At 65.9% G+C, this 19,969-nt stretch carries 18 protein-coding genes; 9 read left to right on the top strand and 9 right to left on the bottom strand.

Features of this window, described 5'->3' with window-relative positions; all coding sequences use genetic code 11:
• Positions 1-72: 72 nt before the first annotated feature.
• The 3 genes from AC1DX2_RS14560 to AC1DX2_RS14550 all read left to right on the top strand — a co-directional run bounded on the left by AC1DX2_RS14560 (position 73) and on the right by AC1DX2_RS14550 (position 2,865).
• Positions 73-1,005: a hypothetical protein gene (locus AC1DX2_RS14560; protein ID WP_477197081.1), complete on the top strand. Its 933-nt coding sequence runs from the start codon at positions 73-75 to the stop codon at positions 1,003-1,005.
• Positions 1,006-1,340: 335 nt separating this feature from the next.
• Positions 1,341-2,321 (top strand): Bug family tripartite tricarboxylate transporter substrate binding protein, encoded by a 981-nt coding sequence (locus AC1DX2_RS14555; protein ID WP_477197080.1) that lies wholly within the window; start codon positions 1,341-1,343, stop codon positions 2,319-2,321.
• Positions 2,322-2,442: 121 nt separating this feature from the next.
• On the top strand, positions 2,443-2,865 hold the full coding sequence (locus tag AC1DX2_RS14550) for an RcnB family protein (RefSeq protein WP_477197079.1): 423 nt from the start codon (positions 2,443-2,445) through the stop codon (positions 2,863-2,865).
• A gap of 18 nt (positions 2,866-2,883) precedes the next feature.
• Here the strand turns inward: AC1DX2_RS14550 and AC1DX2_RS14545 are convergent, their stop codons facing one another.
• Complete coding sequence (locus AC1DX2_RS14545; protein ID WP_477197078.1) at positions 2,884-3,759, bottom strand: fumarylacetoacetate hydrolase family protein; 876 nt, start codon at positions 3,757-3,759, stop codon at positions 2,884-2,886.
• 130 nt (positions 3,760-3,889) lie between these two features.
• Here AC1DX2_RS14545 and AC1DX2_RS14540 point away from each other — a divergent pair, with 130 nt between their 5' ends.
• From AC1DX2_RS14540 to AC1DX2_RS14515, 6 genes are all read left to right on the top strand, one after another.
• Positions 3,890-4,876, top strand: coding sequence for a Bug family tripartite tricarboxylate transporter substrate binding protein (locus tag AC1DX2_RS14540; RefSeq protein WP_477197077.1), 987 nt, complete (start codon positions 3,890-3,892; stop codon positions 4,874-4,876).
• 2 nt (positions 4,877-4,878) lie between these two features.
• Positions 4,879-5,886: a tripartite tricarboxylate transporter substrate binding protein gene (locus AC1DX2_RS14535; RefSeq protein ID WP_477197076.1), complete on the top strand. Its 1,008-nt coding sequence runs from the start codon at positions 4,879-4,881 to the stop codon at positions 5,884-5,886.
• A 33-nt stretch (positions 5,887-5,919) separates the two neighbouring features.
• Positions 5,920-6,630, top strand: coding sequence for a molybdate ABC transporter substrate-binding protein (locus AC1DX2_RS14530; protein ID WP_477197075.1), 711 nt, complete (start codon positions 5,920-5,922; stop codon positions 6,628-6,630).
• A 43-nt stretch (positions 6,631-6,673) separates the two neighbouring features.
• Positions 6,674-6,808 carry a hypothetical protein gene (locus tag AC1DX2_RS14525; RefSeq protein ID WP_477197074.1) on the top strand — a complete coding sequence of 45 codons (135 nt, stop codon included), beginning with the start codon at positions 6,674-6,676 and terminating at the stop codon, positions 6,806-6,808.
• Positions 6,809-6,854: 46 nt separating this feature from the next.
• Entirely contained in the window at positions 6,855-7,997 is a 1,143-nt protein-coding gene (locus tag AC1DX2_RS14520; protein ID WP_477197073.1) for a patatin-like phospholipase family protein, read from the top strand.
• Positions 7,998-8,123: 126 nt separating this feature from the next.
• The gene (locus AC1DX2_RS14515; protein ID WP_477197072.1) at positions 8,124-8,783 is read left to right on the top strand and encodes a peroxiredoxin; all 660 of its coding nucleotides are present in this window, start codon (positions 8,124-8,126) and stop codon (positions 8,781-8,783) included.
• Positions 8,784-8,903: 120 nt separating this feature from the next.
• Here the strand turns inward: AC1DX2_RS14515 and AC1DX2_RS14510 are convergent, their stop codons facing one another.
• From AC1DX2_RS14510 to AC1DX2_RS14475, 8 genes are all read right to left on the bottom strand, one after another.
• Positions 8,904-9,734 (bottom strand): SDR family oxidoreductase, encoded by an 831-nt coding sequence (locus AC1DX2_RS14510; RefSeq protein WP_477197071.1) that lies wholly within the window; start codon positions 9,732-9,734, stop codon positions 8,904-8,906.
• A 79-nt stretch (positions 9,735-9,813) separates the two neighbouring features.
• Entirely contained in the window at positions 9,814-12,027 is a 2,214-nt protein-coding gene (locus AC1DX2_RS14505) for a TonB-dependent receptor plug domain-containing protein (protein WP_477197070.1), read from the bottom strand.
• A 248-nt stretch (positions 12,028-12,275) separates the two neighbouring features.
• The gene (locus AC1DX2_RS14500) at positions 12,276-13,040 is read right to left on the bottom strand and encodes an enoyl-CoA hydratase (protein ID WP_477197069.1); all 765 of its coding nucleotides are present in this window, start codon (positions 13,038-13,040) and stop codon (positions 12,276-12,278) included.
• A 7-nt stretch (positions 13,041-13,047) separates the two neighbouring features.
• Complete coding sequence (locus AC1DX2_RS14495; RefSeq protein ID WP_477197068.1) at positions 13,048-13,875, bottom strand: acyl-CoA thioesterase; 828 nt, start codon at positions 13,873-13,875, stop codon at positions 13,048-13,050.
• A gap of 58 nt (positions 13,876-13,933) precedes the next feature.
• Entirely contained in the window at positions 13,934-15,136 is a 1,203-nt protein-coding gene (locus AC1DX2_RS14490; protein WP_477197067.1) for an acetyl-CoA C-acyltransferase, read from the bottom strand.
• Between the two features lie 37 nt (positions 15,137-15,173).
• Positions 15,174-17,573, bottom strand: coding sequence for a 3-hydroxyacyl-CoA dehydrogenase/enoyl-CoA hydratase family protein (locus tag AC1DX2_RS14485; protein ID WP_477197066.1), 2,400 nt, complete (start codon positions 17,571-17,573; stop codon positions 15,174-15,176).
• Positions 17,574-17,678: 105 nt separating this feature from the next.
• Positions 17,679-18,119, bottom strand: a complete 441-nt coding sequence (locus AC1DX2_RS14480; protein ID WP_477197065.1) for a DUF2147 domain-containing protein — start codon at positions 18,117-18,119, stop codon at positions 17,679-17,681.
• Positions 18,120-18,165: 46 nt separating this feature from the next.
• A complete protein-coding gene (locus AC1DX2_RS14475; protein ID WP_477197064.1) occupies positions 18,166-19,962 on the bottom strand; it encodes an acyl-CoA dehydrogenase C-terminal domain-containing protein in 1,797 nt (598 codons plus the stop codon).
• Between the last annotated feature and the right edge of the window lie 7 nt (positions 19,963-19,969).

Here is a 19,969-nt window from a genome sequence, read left to right as displayed (position 1 = left end):
GCGTGAGCCTTGGCGCCGCGCAGGCCTGCGTATCTCCAGCAAAGACACTTTTCTTTTGTTGGAGACCTCGCCATGCGCTTGACCCGACTGCTGCTGCCTGCCCTGTTGGTCCTGTGCGCCGCCACCGCGCACGCCCAACCCACGCCGTTCGAGCTGAACATGGACCGCGTCAAAGTGACCGGCACCGGCGGCCTGAGCGGCAAGACCTATTTCATCCCCGCCGTCACGCTGTACGTGTCGGCCACGGGCGATGTGTGGGCACAGAACAAGGGGGGTCTGTTCAGCAACGCGCCCAAGGCCCAGGCGCACGGCAAGTTTTACGTCAAGGGCCTGGACAAGGCGCTGGTGCAGGGCGTGGCGCAAAAGATCCAGGACGACCTGGCCGCCAAACTGACCGCCGCCGGCTTCACCGTGCTGACCTACAACGACCTGAAGGATCAGCCCGTGCTGGTCAGCCAGGAGCGGCTGAAGATCGAAGCCAACTGGGGCATGCCGGTGAAGGGCAACACCTGGACCAGCGACCCACTGACCTATGTGATCGCCACACCCACCGACGCCCAGGCCTTTGACCGACCCATCACCGGGCCCTTGTTCTGGCTGCGCAACCTGGCCAGGGAAAAGGACGTGGTGATGGTGGCGCCGGAAATCACCTTCAGCGTGCCGCAGATGTATGGCGAGGCCTCAGAAGGCTACAAGCGCGCGGAAGCCGGCATCTCCACCAACCCGGCGATGAAGCTGCAGGGCGCCTTCGTCTGGAGCATGAACGGCAAGGGCGCGGGCACCAACATCCAGGTGCTGGAGCATGGCCGGCGCATGGCGGCCGAGGTGACCGGCACGATGAAGAAGCTGTCGGACGACACCACCAACTTCTCCTCCATGTGGAAGCGCAGTTCGGCCGACTTCATGTTCGAGCTGGATGCCAACGCCTTCACAGACGGTGCGTTGCGGGTGGGCTATGCGATCAACAACGTGATCGTGGCTGAGGCCGTGAAGGCGAACAAGTAGTTCCGTTGCTCGCGCGGGTTGCTGATAGCCGCAGGGGTGGGTCCCGTATTGCTGCCGACGCCGTTGGGGCGCGTGACTCCGCGAATGTCCCCCGGGCCTTCGGCCCTCCTCCTTGATTTCGCTGCGTCACGCGCCCCAGCGACATCGGCGGCATCAAGGAGGAGGCCGCAGGCCGGGGGACAGCCGCGGAGCCGAGTGCCGCATCGACATGATCTCGCAAACCAAGGTCGCCATGACGTGACCCGTGTAAAGAAGTCCCGGTAAGGGCAACCACGCTCCCGCACATTGCAGCGAACGGGTAATCTCCAGCGGTCAACGCCAAGGAGTTCCTGCCCATGCATCGCCGTCACATTCCCCACCTGGTCCTGGGTTCGCTGCTGGCCGCCGCCAGTCTGGGCGCGCAGGCTGTCGAAACCGCCGCCACCTGGCCCAGCAAGACGATCAAGTTCGTGGTGCCGTTTGGTCCCGGCGGTGCCAACGACCTGGTGGCACGCGCGGTGGCCGAGGCGGTTGCCAAACAGCTGGGCCAGACCATCATCGTGGAGAACAAGGCGGGCGCTGGCTCAGTGTTGGGGTCCGACTACGTGGCCAAGGCCGCGCCGGATGGCTACACCTTCCTGGCGCCGGCTGCTGGCGTGGTGACCAACGCCATGATCAAGACCAAGATGCCCTACAAGGAAGACGACCTGGTGCCGGTGGCGCTGCTGGGCGTCAACCCGTCCATCATCGTGGTGCCGGTGGATTCGCCCATCAAGGATCTGGCCGGCCTGGTGGCGGCCTCCAAAGCCGGCAACGGCGTCAACTTCTCCACCGCCGGCACCGGCAGCACGCCGCATTTCGTTGCCGAGATGCTGAAGCTGGCCAGCGGCGCCAAGGTCACCATCGTGCCGTTCAAGAGCGGCGGCGAGAGCATGCTGGCGGTGGCCGGCAAAACGGTGGACGCCACATCGGAAGCCAGCATGGTGGTGCTGCCGCAGGTGAAGGCTGGGGGCCGGCTGCGCGCCATCGCCTCGACCTGGAGCAACCGCATCCCGGCCTTCCCGGACCTGCCCACGGCGCAGGAGCTGGGCTACAAGGGCGTGCTGATCGGCCACTGGGCCGGCCTGTTCGCGCCCAAGGGCACGCCCAACGACATCCTGGACAAGCTGAACCGCGCGGTGGACGCCGCCATCAAGACGACCGAGTTGCGCAACCGGTTGGTGCCGCTGGGCGTGGAGCCCATGGGCGGCACGCGCGAAGATTTTGTCAAGTTCATCGCCGGCGAAAAGGCGCGGCTGGGGCCGATCGCCAAGACGGCGGACATGAAGGAAGACTGAGCGCAGGGCGCAGGCTGCGCCTCAAGGCTGAATACACCCAGCGTGCGCAGGCGCACAGACCCGTCATGCGCCGCGCTATACCGTGGGCCCAGATGCATGTCGCACCATCAAGGAGCCCACCATGAGAAGAATCAGCCAAAGCGCCATCTGCGCGTTGCTGGCGCTGGCGTTCAGCGCCACCGGCCCGGCCTTTGCCCAGCGCGGTGACAACCGCCGCGACAACCAGCGCGACGAGCGCCGGGAAGATCGACGGGATGACCGCAGGGATGAGCGCCGCGATGACCGCCGCGATGGCCGACAGGAACAGCGCCGCGACTACTACCGCAGCTGGGACTACCGCAGCGGCGTGGGGCCAGACAACCGCTTCCACCGCGGCGACCGCCTGCCGCGGGAATACCGCACCAACCACTACGTGGTGAACGACTGGCGCGGCCACCACCTGACCGCACCGCCGCGCGGCTACCAGTGGGTGCAGTCGGGCGGCGACTACCTGCTGATCGCGATTGCCACCGGCATCATCGTCAACGCGCTGCTGAACAACTGAGGCAGCGGAGCTTGCGCGTCAGCTGACTGGGTTCTCCAGTTGGCCGATGCCATCAATCTCCACCCGCACCACATCACCCGCCTGCAAATACTTGGGCGGCTGAAAGCCTATGCCCACGCCAGCCGGCGTGCCGGTGGCGATGACGTCGCCGGGGTACAGCGTGATGCCGGCTGACAGCGTCTCGATCAAGGTCGGGATGTTGAAGATCAAATCGGTGGTGCGCGCGTTTTGCCGCAACTCGCCGTTGATGAAGCAGCGCACCTGCGTGTCGGCGCCATTGCATTCGTCGGCGCTGACCAGCCACGGCCCCATGGGGCAGAAGGTGTCGAACGACTTGCCCATGTGCCATTGCAGGTGGCGGTTCTGCCAGTCGCGCGAGGTGACGTCGTTGACGATGGTGTAGCCCCACACGTGCTGCATGGCGTCCGCCGCCGTGATGCCCTTGCCCCCCTTGCCGATGATGACGGCCAGCTCGGCCTCGTAGTCGATGGCGGTGGACACCGCCGTGGGGATCTGGATGCTGGCACCCGGGCCGACCACCGACTCCGGCACCTTGGAGAAGATGATGGGCACCTTGGGGATGTCGCCGCCCGCCTTGGCGCTGCTGTCAAAGCCGCTGCCGGCGAATTCCTTGGCGTGCGCGTAGTAATTCTTGCCGACGCAGAAAATGTTGCGCCGGGGCCGGGGCAGTGGCGCCAGCAACTCCACGTCTTTCACTTCCAGCACCTGTGCAAAGGGCGGCAACGCCTTGCCGGCGGCCAGGGCCTCGATGATGGGCAGGGCGCCCAGCACGCTGGCCTCTTCCGGCAATTGCCAAGGTGTGATGCGCTGCAGGTCGGTGGAAACCAGGCCCACGCCTATGCGGCCCTGGTACAGAAAGGTGGCTATCTTCATGGCGGTGCTGCGGCAAGGTGCGCGACGTCAAGTGCGCGCTGTGTCAACAAGGGATCGCCCGTGGGCGCAAAAGCTGAGGCGATGCTAGCATGCGCACAGAGCCTGACACAGGCCCATGGAGACACACCACATGCAAAGACGACACGCCCTGATCGCGGGCCTGGCGCTGGCCTGCCCGATGCTGGCCGCGCCTGTGCTGGCCCAAGCCCCCGCAGCCACCTGGCCCATCCACCCCATCACCATGGTCGTGCCCTTCCCGCCCGGCGGGCTGGCCGACATCGTGGGCCGCCCGGTGGCCGAAGCCCTGGGCCGCGAACTGGGCCAGAGCGTGGTGGTGGAAAACCGCGCTGGTGCCGGAGGCGGCATAGGCATGGGTTACGTGGCCAAGGCCAAGCCGGACGGCTACACCATCCTGATGGCGCTGTCTTCCTACAGCGTGATTCCCGAGGCTGACGTGGTGTTGGCGCGCTCACCCATGTACGCCTTGAACGACCTGCGCCCCATCGCCCGCTTCACGGCCGACCCCACCGTGCTGGTGGTGCGCGCCGACGCGCCGTGGAAGACGGTGCAGCAGTTCGTGGACGATGCGCGCAAGCGCCCGGGCGCCATCAACTACGGCTCGTCCGGCAACTACGGCACCATGCACGTGCCGATGGAGATGCTGGCGCAGACCGCCAATGTGAAGCTGACGCACGTGCCCTTCACCGGCGCCGGCCCGGCCGTGCTGGCGCTGCTGGGCGGGCAGATCGAGGCGGTGTCCAGCGGGCCCGCCACGGTGCTGCAGTACATCAAGGCCGGCAAGCTGCGCGCGCTGGCGCACTGGGGCACCATCCCGTTGAGCGCGCTGCCCGATGTGCCCAGCCTGAAGGACAGCGGCTTTGCCACCGACTACGCGCAATGGTCCGGCCTGTTCGTGCCGCGCGGCGTGCCCGAGCCTGTCGCGCAGCGGCTGCGCGTGGCAGCACAAAAGGTGGCGCAGGACGCCAGGGTGAAAGAGGTGATCCTGGGCGCTGGCAGCCCGGTGTTGTACCAGGACATGCCGGAGTTCGAGAAATATGTGCAGGCTGACGCCAAACGCATGGCCGAGGTGGTCAAGCGCATAGGCAAGCTGGAGTGAGCATGGGCGGCGCGCAGGCCTCGCTGCTGCGGCGCACCCTGTTGCGCACCGCGCAAATGGCGCTGATCGCGCTGGGCCTGGTTGCCGCCGGCGCGGCGCCAGCGCAAACGGCGCCCTACCCCAACCGGCCAGTGCGCATCATCGTGCCGTTTGCCGCCGGTGGCCCGGCCGACAACTATGCCCGCTTCATCGCCCAACGCCTGCAGGATACGCTGGGCCAGGCCTTCGTGGTGGAGGACCGCCCCGGCGCCGGCTCGCTGATCGGCACCGACGCCGTGGCCAAGGCCGCACCGGATGGCTACACGCTGCTGCTGATCTCCAACACCCACACTGTCAACGAGACGCTGATCACCAACAAGCCCTACACGCTGCTGCGCGACCTCGTCCCCGTGGCGCCGCTGAACTATTCGGACCTGCTGCTGGTGGCGCGCAGCGGGCTGCCGGTGGCCAACGTGCGCGACGTGCTGAAACTGGCCAAGGAGAAGCCCGGCCAGCTGAACTACGCCTCCAGCGGCAACGGCACGCCGTACCACATGGCCGGCGAGCTGTTCAAGAGCATGACGGGCAGCTTCATCGTGCACATCCCCTACCGCGGCAGCGCCGGCGCGCGGGTGGACGTGATGGGCGGCCAGGTGGATTTGATGTTCGACGCCGTCACCACCATGGCTGAGCAGGCGCGCGCCGGCAAGGTGCGCGCGCTGGCCACCACCGGACGCCAGCGTTCCGACGTGATGCCCGAGGTGCCCACGGTGGCCGAGGCCGGCGTGCCCGGCTTCGAGGCCACCATCTGGCTGGGGGTGATGGCGCCGCGTGCCACGCCCAAGACGGTGGTGGACCGGCTGAACGAGGCCATCAGCAAAATCGTGGCGCAAGCGGACGTGCGCCAGCTGTGGGCCAAGCAAGGCGCGGTGCCACTCAGCATGGCGCCCGATGCTTTTGAGCGCTACATGCGCGAAGACATCACCAAGTGGGAACGCTTGATACAGTCCGCGCGCATCAAGCCGGACTGATGTCGGCGTGGCAAGCCAGGGAGCACACAGAACATGAACGACAACACGCAGCCCCCGTTGCAGCTGCTCAGCGGCGGCGCCGCCCAGGGTCTGGTGGGTGGGCTGCAGGCGCAGTTCCTGGCCGATAGCGGCCACGGTATTGGGGGCACCTTCGGCGCCGTCGGCATGATGCAGGACAAGCTGCTGGCCGGCACGCCGTGCGACCTGGTGATCCTCAGCGAGGCGTTGATCACCCAGCTGATGGCCAGCGGGCACGTGGCCGCCGGCACTGCGCGGGCGCTGGGCCGGGTCAAGACCGGCGTGGCGGTGAAGGCCGGCACGCCGCTGCCGCCGGTGGGTAGCGCTGCCCAACTGAAAGCCGCGTTGATGGCCGCCAGCGGCATCTATTTCCCCGACCCGGTAAAGGCCACCGCCGGCATCCACTTTTTCAAGGTGTTGCGCGAGTTAGGGCTGGACCAGCTGCTGGCAGACCGCCTGCGCCCCTTCCCCAATGGCGCCACCGCGATGCGCGAAATGGTCGCCAGCACCGACGCCCACGTGATCGGCTGCACGCAGATGACGGAGATCCTGATCACGCCCGGCGCCCAATGGGTGGCGCCACTGCCGGCCGAGTTCGAGTTGGCCACCATGTACACCGCCGCCGTGTGCAGCGGCGCGCGCCAGCCCGAGGCGGCCGCCCAGCTGGTAGGCTTGCTCAGCGGGCCTGGCAGCGCCGACCACAGGCGCGCGGCCGGCTTCGACTGAGGGCTGCGGTCAGCCCACAGCCGCCTCCAGCAGCGGCAAGCCGGTGCTGCTGCGGCTGGACGCGCAGGCCGGCCATGGCATGGGCAGCACGGCGACGCAGCGCTACGCGCTGTCGGCCGACATTTACAGCTTCCTGCTGTGGCAAATGGGCAAAGCACAGCAGACCGCCGCACCCTAAGGGTTAACCCTATACTGTTCGCAGTCCCCCCACACCAGGAACTGCCATGAACAGCCCCGCCGCCATCACCGCCAAGCCGCCGCCCGGCCTGGCCAACACGCTGGCGGGCTCCCTGGTGGGCTCGCTCACCGGCTACTGGCGCGGCCTGCGCGGCGGGCCGCAACCGGTCAGGCTGAACCTGGCCTTGCAAGGCGGTGGCGCACACGGTGCCTTCACCTGGGGTGTGCTGGACGCGTTGCTGCAAGACCCGCGCGTGCACCTGGAAGGCATCAGCGGCAGCAGCGCCGGTGCGATGAACGCGGTGGTGCTGGCCGATGGCTGGCTGAAAGGTGAACGCGAAGGCGGGCCCGGCGGTGGCCGCGAAGGCGCGCGCCTCGCGTTATCCGAGTTCTGGACCGCCGTCGGCGAGCAGCTGCCCATGGGCCTGCTGACGCAGGGCGAGGGCGAATCCATGAGCCTGTCGCCGGCCGCCAAAGTGCTGGCGCAGTGGGCCGGGCACTTCTCCCCGGCCCAGCTGAATCCGTTTGACCTGAACCCCTTGCGTGAACTGCTGAAGCGGCAGGTTGACTTTGAGGCGCTGCGCAGCGCCAGCCCGTTCAAGCTGTTCATCGGCGCCACCCAGGCCAACAGCGGCAAGCTGCGGCTGTTTCGCGACCATGAGCTGACGCTGGACATGCTGCTGGCGTCCAGCTGCCTGCCGCGCATGAGCCGCGCGGTGGAGATTGACGGCGAGCCCTATTGGGACGGCGGCTTCAGCGCCAACCCGGCCGTGTTCCCGCTGTTCTACGACTGCGCCAGCGCCGACGTGCTGCTGGTGCTGCTGAACCCGCTGGCGCATGAGGCCGCGCCCGACACCGCCCACGACATCGCCACGCGTGCCGCCGAGCTGGCGTTTTCCACCCACTTCCTGCGCGAGATGCAGATGTTCGCCCGCGCCAGCCAGCATGCGCGCGCTGGCTTGTTGACCAGCGGGCGGCTGGAGCGGCGTCTGCAACAGATGCGCTTTCACCTGGTGCATGCCGACGGCCTGGCCAGCCTGCAGCGCAGCGACACGCGGATGCTGGCGCATGGCCCCTTCCTGCAACTGCTGCGCGACCAGGGCCGGGAGCGCGCGCTGCAGTGGCTGGAACAGCACGGCGACAGCCTGGGGCGGCGCGCGACGCTGGATGTGCAGCAGATGTTTGCCTGAGCGGCTAAACCACCGCTGCCATCGCCACGCCAGCCATAAGCTCATCACGAACAGTCATTTGTAACTGCCACGGGCTTCCGCTATATTGCTCTGCTCTTTCCCTGCATTCCACAACTAGGAGCCGCCATGTCCCTGCGCATCAACGACACTGCACCCAATTTCACCGCCCAGACCACGCATGGGCAGATCGACTTTCACACTTGGATAGGCGACAGCTGGGCCATTCTGTTCTCGCACCCCAAGGACTTCACGCCGGTGTGTACCACCGAACTGGGCTACATGGCCAAGATCGAGCCCGAGTTCACCAAGCGCAATGCCAAGCTGATCGGCCTGTCCATCGACCCGGTGGAAAACCACGCCAGGTGGGCCGCCGACATTGAGGAAACGCAAGGGTCCGCCGTCAAGTACCCGATGATCGGCGATACCGACCTGGCCGTGGCCAAGCTGTACAACATGCTGCCGGCTGAAGAGGCCGGTACATCTGAAGGCCGCACCGCCGCCACCAACGCCACCGTGCGCTCGGTGTTCATCATCGGCCCGGACAAGAAGATCAAGCTGATGCTGACCTACCCGATGACCACCGGCCGCAATTTCGACGAAATCTTGCGCGTGCTGGATTCCATGCAGCTGACCGCCAAGTTCAAGGTGGCCACGCCGGTGAACTGGAAGCACGGCGACGACGTGATCATCGCCGGCTCGGTGTCCGACGACGACGCCAAGACGCTGTTCCCCGGCGGCTGGAAGTCGCCCAAGCCCTACCTGCGCATCACCAAGCAGCCTAGCTGACGCTCTTGCGTTGACGTGGTTCCGCGACGCAGGACCACGACGGCTGGTTTGCGGGATCAGGCCCCGGCGGCGTCGGCACTCGCCAGCGACCTTCGCTTGGCGCGAACAGGCCAGCGAAATTCAGTCGACGAAGAAATCAGGAATGAAGTTCTTCGTCCCGGGCGTCACCGAGTACTGTTCCAGGTCGGTGATGCCGTGCGAGGCCAACAGCGTGTCGTCGATGTAGAAGTTGCCGGTGTTGCTGCTGACGCTGGTCAGGATCAGGTAGGCGGCGTCGGACAGGATCTCGGGCTTGCGGCACAGCGCGATGTCCACGCCGGGGATCATCTGCATGGCGGCGGTAGCGATGGCTGTGCGCGGCCACAGGCTGTTGACGCCTATGCCGAAGGGCTTGAACTCGCCCGCATGGCCCAGCGTGCACATGCTCATGCCGTACTTGGCCATGGTGTAGGCGGTGTGCGGGGCGAACCAGTGCGTCTTCATCGACAGCGGCGGCGACATCGTCAGCACGTGTGGGTTGCGACCGGCCGCGGCCGATTTCTTCAACTCCGGCAAACAAGTGGCGGTGCACAGGTAGGTGCCGCGCGCGTTGATGCCGTTCATCAGGTCGAAGCGCTTCATCGGCGTCAGCTCGGTGTTGGTCAGGCTGATGGCGCTGGCGTTGTTGACCAGGATGTCGATGCCGCCGAAGGCGGCCACTGCCTTCGCCACGGCATCAAGCACTGCCGCATCCTCGCGGATGTCCACCGCCAGCGGCAACGCCTGGCCACCGGCTGCCTCGATCTCTTTGGCGGCGCTGTAAATGGTACCGGGCAGCTTGGGGTTGGGGTCGGTGGTCTTGGCGACGACGACGATGTTGGCACCGTCAGCGGCGGCACGCTTGGCGATGGCCAAGCCAATGCCGCGCGAGGCGCCGGTGATGAACAGGGTTTTGCCTTGGAGTGTGGTCACGGGGTCCCCGGGAATTTATGAACAGCTACGAAGTGTTGAGGACAGAGCACCACTTCGTGGTGGTCTGTCCCGCAATGTCTCACAATTTTTTCTCGTACACAACCCGCAGTATGACGCTGAACGGCACCACCCCGGTGGCGCGCTGGGTACCGTTGGCGTCCGAGTACACCGTCACGTTGGTGAAGGGCTGGGCCAGCACGTTGACGGCCGACACGCGCAGCTGATTCTTGGCGTCAAATTTCCACAGCGCGTAGATGTCCATCTCGCGCTTGATGGTGCTGAAGGTGCTGTTGGTCTGCGAAATGCGTATCGGCCCGCCGGTCTTGTAGGTGAAGTTGCCGCCGATGTTGAAGTCGGCGTTCCATTTGTAGTCCAGCCCGAAGTTGGCCGACAGCGGCGTCTGGTCGGACAGGCGGTTGTTGGGGCCGGGCACGTTGTCCACCGTGGACCAGTTGCGCGACAGGTTGGCGCGCAGGTCCATGGCCGGGCCTTCCTTCCAGAACAGCTGCAGCGGGAACTTGGCGTCCAGCTCGATGCCACGGGTCTGGGCGCGCCCGTCGTTGACCGGCATGGATATCCACTTGTCACCCACCAGGCTGATGTTGTTGCGGATGAAGTCGTCAATCTGGCGCGCATAGACAGAAGCGCTGAACAGTGCGCCGGTGGCGCCGAAGAAGTGCTCGTACGCCACGTCCAGCCCGGTGGCCAGTTCGGGCCGCAGGTTGGGATTGCCCTGGTTGTCCGGCGAGATCGGGCTGTTGTAGATAGAGGTGTAGCGGCGCGGGATCAACCGGTTGATGCCGGGCGCCCGGTAGGTGCGCGTCAGCGCCAGGCGCACCTGGTCGTTCTTGCTGTCGGGCAGCTTCCACAGCACCTGCAGCAGCGGGCTGAGCACGGTCGAACGGTTGTGGATGGCGGCGAAGGTGTTGCCCTCGCTCTCGGTGTCCAGCGTCTCGCCGCGCAAGCCCATGTAGAGCGAGAACTTGGGTGTGACGGCCCATTCATCCTGCGCATAGACCGCCAGGCGGCTCAGCGTGGCGGTGTAGCGCTCGTCGGTGTTCACACCCGGATAGCCGGGGATGGGGCGATCGGTCTCCACCCGGCTTTCGCTGCGGTGGCTGATGCCCGCATCCCAACCCACGCCCAGCGTGTGGTCGTCACCCAGCGGCGTGGCGTACTTGCCCACCGAGGTGACGCCATGGTCACGGGCGCTGGAGATGGTCACCGCGTCCAGCGTTTCGAAGTTGGCGGCGTCGAAGCCCTGCTGGCGGAAGTCGGTGTCGCGCCGGCTGGCGTTGAAGCCCAGTTTGGCGTCCAGCTTGGCGCCATCCTGCCACTTGCGCACCCAGTTCACGTCGGTGCGCAACAGGTCGAAGCGGTCGGCGGGTTGGGTCTGGTTGGAGAAGTACGGCGGCGGCGCGCCGAACAGCGAACTCCACACCTGCGTCGACTCCGAATGCGAACGGTTCAGCAACAAAAAGCCTTGCAAGGACAGCGTGTCGATGTCGGACAGCGTCCAGTTGACGCGCGGCGTCAGGCTCAGCGCATGAAAACGGCCTTCGTCGTGCCGTTTCGAGGTACGCAGCATGTTGGGCCGGCCTGAGGCGTCGGTGCCATCCTCGTCGCGGGTGGAATCCTGGTTGAACTTGCCGGTGCGCAGGTTGGCGCCCAGCGAATACGACATGGCGCCCTGCTTGTCCGACATCTGGAAATCCAGCACCGGCGAGACGAACACGTTGGCGCCTTCCAACGTCAGCTTCAGGTTGCGCTGGGCGGTGGTCACCCGGCTCTTCAGCACGATGTTGATGGTGCCGGCAATCGCCTGCGTGCTGAACTCAGCTGTGGCGGCGCGGATGATCTCGATGCGCTCCACCTGGCTGGGCGGCAGCGAATCCAGCGTGAAGCCGGGCGGCGCCGGCTCGCCATTGAGCAGCACCTGCGTGTAGCCGGCACCCAGCCCGCGCATGCGGATTTCGCCACCACCGCGCCCGGCATTGCCCCCACTGACGGTGATGCCCGGCTGGCGCTTCAGCACATCGGCCAGCGTGGTGTCACCGTATTTGACGATCTCCTCTTGCGTGACCACGATCTTGGCCGCGGTGTCGTCGCGCCGCGCGTCGTACTGCTGGGTGCTGCCGGTGACTTCCACCTTTTCCAGTGTGGTGCCGGGCTTGGGTGCCGAGGCCGGAGCCTGGGGCGGCGCGGACTGAGGGGTCTGCGCTTGCGCCATGCCCATAACGGCGCACAGCCCGGCCGTCAGGATGAGTGCATGCAGCCTGTATCGCTTGTCCATGGGTTGCCTCCCTGCCTGTTGTTGCTTGTTGTTGCGTGGCGGGCGTGATGATGCCCTGGGAATCCACGAGCCCGCACACGCAGGCCCATTTGACACCATACAGGGCCAGCCCATGGCCCGCCAACAGCTTGCGACGAAATGCAGGAAAGCCGGTACAGCCCGCAGACGCGGCCTATACCGGCAAGGGAGGTCCCGTACAAAGTGTCGAGGACAGAGCACCGCTGCGCGGTGGTCTGTCCCGCGATGTCTCAGGTTTTAGAAAAATCCGGCTTGCGCTTTTCCATGAAGGCGCCAAATGCCTCGCGTGCGGCCGGCTCGCGCAGCATGCGGCCAAAGCTGGCGCCCTCTTCGTCCATCTGCTGCAGCACCAGTGCGCGCTGGCCTTTCTTCATCAGGCGCTTGGTTTCGATCAGCGCGCTGATGGGCTTGGCCGCCAGCTTGCGGGCCTGTTGCTGCGCCACATTGTTGGCTTCCATGGGCGGCACCACGCGGTTGACCAGGCCCACTTCCAGCGCCGCCTCGGCCATGAAGGGCTCACCCAGCAGCAGCGCTTCGGCAGCGCGGTGGTAGCCCAGCATCTGCGGCACCAGCAGGCTGGAGGCTGCCTCAGGGCACAGGCCCAGGTTGACGAAGGGCATGGAAAACGCCGCGTTGTCGCCGGCATAGACCAGGTCGCAATGGAACAGCAACGTGGTGCCAATGCCCACCGCCGGGCCGCAGACGGCGGCGATCAGCGGCTTGGGGAAGCCGGCAATTCCGCGCAGGAAGCGGAACACCGGCGAGTCCTGCCCGGCCGGCGGCTGGTTCAGAAAGTCGCCGATGTCGTTGCCGGCGCTGAAGATGGCCGGGTCGCCCTGGATCACCACCACCCGCGTGGCCGCATCGGCTTCGGCCTGCGCCAGCGCATCGGCCATGGTGGCGTACATGGCGGCGGTGATGGAGTTTTTCTTCTCGACGCGGTTCAGCGTGATGGTCATCACACCGGCGTCGGTGTGGGTCAGGATATCGGACATTTTTTTCTCACTCCTTGTAATAGACGATTTGCTGCGTGGTGGTCAGCAGCTGGCCAGACTCTGCCCACAACTGGGCCTGCTGGTCGAAAAAGCCGTTGCGAAAAGCTTGCGCCTGGGCCTGGCCCAGCACGAAGCCGCTGCCGCAGGCGGCCAGTTGGGCGCTGTCGGCGTGGAAATACACCGTCATGGAAACGGTGCCCGCAGGCACGCGCTGGGCGCGGCGCAGGTACACGCGCGGGTAGAAGACGTCGGACATGGCGGCCAGTGCGCAAAAGTCCAGCGCACGCGGCGGTGTGTCGCGCAGCCACAGGCGCGTCAGGCTGTGGTCGCCCTGGCCTTCCCACTGGGTGGGGAAAGCGCCATCCAGGAAACGCATGTCGTAGCGGTTGATCCACTCCACGCCGCTCATGGGCTTGCCAGGTGGCAGGTCGGTGGGGCGGGGTACCGTGGGCATGGGAATGTCGTCCGTACCCCAGGTGCTGCGGCGCGCGGCGGTGACGGCGGTGGCGGTCAGCATCACCTCCTGCACGCCCTGCGCATTGGCCTGCGTCAGCGTGATGCTCCAGTGCTGGGTGGAGCGATTGGTGCGCGCGGGCGTGGCCTGCACATGAAAGGCGCCGGCCTGGATGGGGCCGGCGTAGTTCACCGTCAGCGCAATTGGCTCGCCCAGCAGCTCCGGGTGCAGCAGCACGGCGCGCAGGGCGGTGGCCGCGGTGATGCCGCCAAACGGGCCCACCATGTTCCAGTAGGCGGGCGCGGCAGTGCCGGTGTAGTGGCCGGGTGCGCCGGCAGGGCTCAGGCCCAGGGCCTGGTCGAAAACGTGGGTGTCACTCATGGGGTGAGTGTGCCTTCAACGCCTTGTCGTGGCAGTCCGGTGCGAGACCTTGACGGGCTCAGACGCGCTCGAAGATACCTGCCGCACCCTGCCCCATGCCCACGCACATGGTGACCATGCTGTACTTCAGGTTCTTGCGGTGCAGCGCGTGGATGGCGGTGGCCGAGCGTATGGCGCCGGTGGCGCCCAGCGGGTGGCCCAGCGCGATGGCGCCGCCCATGGGGTTGACCTTGCTCGGGTCCAGCCCCAGCGTGTTGATGACGGCCAGCGATTGCGCGGCAAAGGCCTCGTTCAGCTCGAACCAGTCGATGTCTTCATGCTTCAGGCCAGCGTAGCGCAGTGCCGCGGGAATGGCCTCGATGGGGCCGATGCCCATGATGTGCGGCGGCACGCCCTTGGAGGCGAAGCTGACGAAACGCGCCAGCGGTTTCAGGCCAAACTGCTTGACCGCCTTCTCGCTGGCCAGGATCAGCGCACCGGCGCCGTCCGAGGTCTGCGAGCTGTTGCCGGCGGTGACCGAACCACGGGCGGCGAACACCGGGCGCAACTTGCTCAAGCCTTCCACCGTGGTGTCCAGACGCGCGCCTTCGTCCAGGCTGACGATGCGCTTGGTTTCCACCGTCTTGCCGGTGGCCAGATCGGGCGCGCGGTCGATCACCTCAATCGGCGTCATCTCGTCGGCAAACTCACCGGCCTTCATGGCCGCCAGCGCCTTCATGTGTGACTGGTAGGCGAACTCGTCCTGGGCTTCCCGGCTGACCTTCCACTGTGCGGCCACCTTCTCGGCCGTCAGACCCATGCCGTACGCGATGCCGATGTTCTCGTCATTGGCAAACATGGACGGCGACAGCGACGGCGTGTTGCCCATCATAGGCACCATGGTCATGCTCTCGGTGCCGGCGGCGATCATCACGTCGGCCTCGCCGACGCGGATGCGGTCAGCGGCCATCTGCACCGCGTTCAGGCCCGAGGCGCAAAAGCGGTTGACGGTGACGCCACCCACGCTGTTGGGCAGGCCTGCCAGCACGGCGCCTATGCGCGCCACGTTCAGGCCCTGCGGGCCTTCGGGAATGGCGCAGCCGCAGATCAGGTCTTCAATGGCCTTCGGGTCCAGCGTGGGCACCTGGGCCAGAGCGGCCTTCAGTGCGCGCACCAGCAGGTCATCCGGTCGCATGTTGCGGAAAAAGCCACGGTGCGAACGGCCTATGGGCGTGCGGGTGGCGGCGACGATGTAGGCGTCCTGAACTTGTTTGGTGGACATGGTGGTGTTCCTTGAATTCTGTTCTGGGCGGTGGGGATCAGTTGCGCACCGGCTTGCCGGTGGACATCATGCCCATGATGCGTTCCTGAGTTTTCGGATGCGTCAGCAGCGCGCAGAAGGCCTGGCGCTCCAGCGCCATCAGGTATTCCTCGCTCACCAGGCTGCCGGCATCCACGTCGCCGCCGCAGACCACATTGGCGATCAGGCTGGCGATGTGGAAGTCATGCTGGCTGATGAAACCGCCGTCGCGCATGTTGACCAGCGAGCCCTTGATGGTGGCCACGCCGCTGCGGCCGGCCACGGCGAACTGGCGCTTGTGCGGCGGGCGGTAACCGGCGGCGTACATGGCTTTCGCCTCCGTGATGGCGACGAACAGCAACTCGTCCTTGTGCGGCACGATGGTGTCGCTGTCCAGCAGGTAGCCCAGTTTGCGCGACTCGATGGCGCTGGTGCCTACCTTGGCCATGGCGGCGGCGGTGAAGCCTTCCGTCAAGAAGGGCAGGATGTCCTTGCCGGTCGACGTGGCAGCATTCTCGGCCGCGCGGCGCGCGATGTAGGCCAGGCCACCGGCGCCAGGCACCAGACCCACGCCCACTTCCACCAGGCCGATATAGCTCTCCATGATGACCACGCGCTTGGCTGAATAGACCGCCATTTCACAGCCGCCGCCCAGCGCCAGGCCGCGCACGGCCGATACGGTGGGCACGGTGGCGTAGCGCAACTTCAGCATCACGTTCTGCAACTCGGCCTCGGCGCCGTCGATGGCGGACACGCCGGCCATCATGAAAGCGGGCAGCATGGCCTGCAGGTCGGCACCGGCAGAGAACATCTCGTCGGGCGACCAGATCACCAGGCCCTGGTAGTCCTTCTCGGCCATGTCCACGGCCAGGGACAGGCCCTCGGCCACGTCGGGGCTGATGGCGTGCATCTTGGTCTTGATGCTGGCGATCAGCACGTCGCCGTCCAGCGTCCACAGGCGGATCGCGTCGTCCTCGTGCAGTGTGGTGCCAGCCGTTTCGGCCTGGGGCGCGTTGGCGCCCAGCACGCTTTCGGGGAAGTGCTGGCGCGCATGCACCGGCAGCTTGTGCTGGGCCACGAATTTTCCTGTCGTCGGGTTCCACGAACCCTCGGGCGTGTGCACGCCACCGGCATCGGCCACCGGGCCCTTGAACACCCAATCGGGCAGCGGCGCGCTGGTCAGCGCCTTGCCGGCCTCGATGTCTTCCTTGATCCAGTTGGCCACCTGCAGCCAGCCGGCTTCTTGCCACAGCTCGAACGGGCCCTGCTTCAGGCCAAAGCCCCAGCGCATGGCGAAATCGACGTCGCGCGCGGTCTCGGCGATGCTGGCCAGGTGCACCGCGGCGTAGTGGAACTGGTCGCGCAGGATCGCCCAAAGGAAGCGCGGCTCGGCGCCCTCGGCGTTGCGCAGCAGCTTCAGGCGTTCGCCCGCCGGTTTTTTCAGCATGCGGCCCACCACCTCGTCGGCCTTCTGGCCGGAAGGCACGTAGTCGCCAGCGGCGGCGTCAAAGCGCAGGATGTCGCGGCCCACCTTCTTGAAGAAACCGCCCTTGGCCTTTTGACCCAAGGCCCCCATCTCCAGCAGCTTGGCCAGCACGGGCGGCGTGGAGAAACTGCCGTAGAACGGGTCGGTCTCCAGGCTCAGGTTATCTTGCAGCGTCTTGATGACGTGGTGCATGGTGTCCAGCCCCACCACGTCGGCAGTGCGGAAGGTGCCCGAGCTGGCGCGGCCCAGCTTCTTGCCGGTCAGGTCATCCACCACGTCGTAGGTCAGGCCGAAGGCGTCCACCTGCTTCATCGTCGCCAGCATGCCGGCAATGCCGACGCGGTTGGCGATGAAGTTGGGCGAGTCCTTGGCGCGCACCACGCCCTTGCCCAAAGCGCTGGTGACGAAGGTTTCCAGGTCGTCCAGCACCTGCGGCTGCGTGGTGGGCGTGTTGATCAGTTCCACCAGCAGCATGTAGCGCGGCGGGTTGAAGAAGTGGATACCGCAAAAGCGCGGCTTGATTTCTTCGGGCAGCGCCTCGCTGAGCTTGGTGATGGACAGACCCGAGGTGTTGGAGGCCAGGATGGCGTGCGGGGCGACGAAAGGCGCGATTTTCTTGTACAGGTCCAGCTTCCAGTCCATGCGTTCGGCGATCGCCTCGATCACCAGGTCGCAGTCCTTCAGCAAGTCCATGTGCTCTTCGTAGTTGGCCTGCTGGATCAACCCGGCGTCTTCGGGCACGCCCAGCGGTGCCGGTTTCAGCTTCTTCAGACCATCGATGGCACGGGTGACGATGCCGTTCTTCGGCCCTTCCTTGGCCGGCAGGTCAAACAGCACCACCGGCACCTTGACATTGACCAGGTGGGCGGCGATCTGCGCGCCCATCACACCGGCGCCCAGCACCGCAACTTTTTTGACGAGGAAACGACTCATGGTTTCAACCTTGGAAAAACACCCTGAAGGGTGTGTGAGCGTGGCGCCCCGGGCGCCACTTCAGAATGTGTTTCGGCCATGTGACGGCCGTGAAAAAAATGGGGGCTACTGCGCCCGCACCCAGGTCTGGGTGCGGAAGAAGAAGCCAATGTAGCCGCGCACTTCCAGCTTCTTGCCGCCGTCGACAGGGGTGAGCTTCAGCGTGTATTCCTTGCCGTTCTCCGGGTCCAGGATCTTGCCGCTTTCCCACACGTCGTGGCCTTCGGTTTTCTTGGCGCCGCGGATGATCTCCATACCCACGATAGGCTTGTCCTTGCGGTCGTCGGTGCACTTGTCGCACTTCTCGTCCGGCTTGGCGTCCTTGCGCATGACTTTCTCCACTTTGCCGGACAGCACGCCGCCGGCTTCCGTGATGCGAATCTCGGACTTGGGTTCGCCGGTCTTCTCGTCCACGGTGCGCCACGTGCCTACCGGCGTCATTTGCGCAAAGGCAGACACAGAGATCAGGGAACCCAGTGCCAGGGCGATCACGGTACGCAGCAACATGTCAGCTCCTCGTTGTAGGTGGTTCAGCGGAAAGGCCGGGCTCAGCTTACGCAAACACCGCTTCGGTGTCCATCAGCACCTTGGCGCCGGCGCGCGCGGTGCGCATCAGCATCGTGGTCTCAGGGAACAGGCGGGCGAAGTAGAAGCGCGCAGTCTGCAGCTTGGCCTGGTAGAACGGGTCGGTGTTGCCAGCGGCGATCTCGCGCAGCGCCACCTGGGCCATGCGGGCCCAGAAGTAGCCGAACACCATGTGGCCGGCCACGCGCAGGTAGTCCACGGCGGCGGCGCCCACCTCGTCGGCATTCTGGAACGCCTTGAAACCCAACTCGGTGGTGAACTTGGTCATCTGGTCGCCCAGGATGGCGATGGGGGTGATGAATTCGGCCATCTTCTCGTTGACGCCTTCTTCCTCCACCAGCGCGGCGATCAGCTTGCCGAACTTCTTCAGCGTGGCGCCGTTGTTGCCCAGCACCTTGCGGCCCAGCAGGTCCAGCGACTGGATGGTGTTGGTGCCCTCGTAGATCATGTTGATGCGGTTGTCGCGCACATACTGCTCCATGCCCCATTCAGAGATGAAGCCATGGCCGCCAAACACCTGCATGCAGGCGTTGGTGGCGATGTTGCCGTTGTCGGTCAGGAAGGCTTTGACGATGGGCGTCAGCAGCGCCACCATTTCAGCGGCGTCCTTGCGCACCTTCTCGTCGGGGTGGTGCAGCTCGCGGTCAATCAGCAGCGCGGAGTACAGGCTCAGGGCACGGCCACCCTCCGCATAGGCACGGGCGGTCAGCAGCATCTTGCGCACGTCGGGGTGCACCATGATGCTGTCGGCCGGCTGGTCCTTGTTCTTCGGGCCGGTCAGGCTGCGGCCCTGGATGCGGTCCTTGGCATAGGCCACCGCGTTCTGGTAGGCCACTTCGGTCAGGCCCAGCGACTGCATGCCCACACCCAGACGGGCGGCGTTCATCATCACGAACATCGCTGCCAGGCCCTTGTTGGGCTGGCCCACCAGCGTGCCCACGGCACCGTCCAGCACGATCTGCGCGGTGGCGTTGCCATGGATGCCCATCTTGTGCTCCAGGCCGCCGCAGTAGATGCCGTTGCGCGTGCCCAGCGTGCCGTCGGCGTTGACGTTGAACTTCGGCACCACGAACAGGCTGATGCCCTTGCTGCCTTGCGGCGCGTCCGGCAGGCGGGCCAACACCAGGTGGATGATGTTGCTGACCATGTCATGCTCACCGGCGCTGATGAAGATCTTGTTGCCGGTCAGCTTGTAGGTGCCATCGGCCTGCGGTTCGGCCTTGGTGCGCAGCATGCCCAGATCGGTGCCGCAGTGCGGCTCGGTCAGGCACATGGTGCCGGTCCACTCGCCATTGGTCAGCTTGGGCAGGTAGGTCTTCTTCTGTGCGTCGGTGCCGTGGGCGTGCAGCGCCTCGTAGGCGCCGTGCGTCAGACCGGGGTACATGGTCCAGGCCTGGTTGGCGCTGTTCAGCATTTCATAGAAGCACTGGTTGACGGTGATGGGCAGGCCCTGGCCACCGTATTCGGGGTCGCAGGACAGCGCGGGCCAACCGCCTTCCACGTACTTGGCGTAGGCTTCCTTGAAACCCTTGGGCGTGGTGACCTCGTGCGTGGTCTTGTCCAGCTTGCAGCCCTCCTGGTCGCCGCTGATGTTCAGCGGGAAGGTGACTTCGGCAGCGAACTTGCCGCCCTCTTCCAGCACCGCGTTGATGGTGTCGGCGTCCACCTCGGCGTGGCGCGGCATGGCCTTGTACTCGTCGCTGACCTTGAACACTTCGTGCATCAGGAACTGCATGTCGCGCAGGGGCGGTGTGTATGTGGGCATGGAAATA

Source organism: Hylemonella sp. P2_B10 (assembly GCF_056404875.1).
The sequence above is the reverse complement of the archived record's forward strand: the minus strand, read 5'-3'. Positions and strand labels throughout refer to the sequence as shown.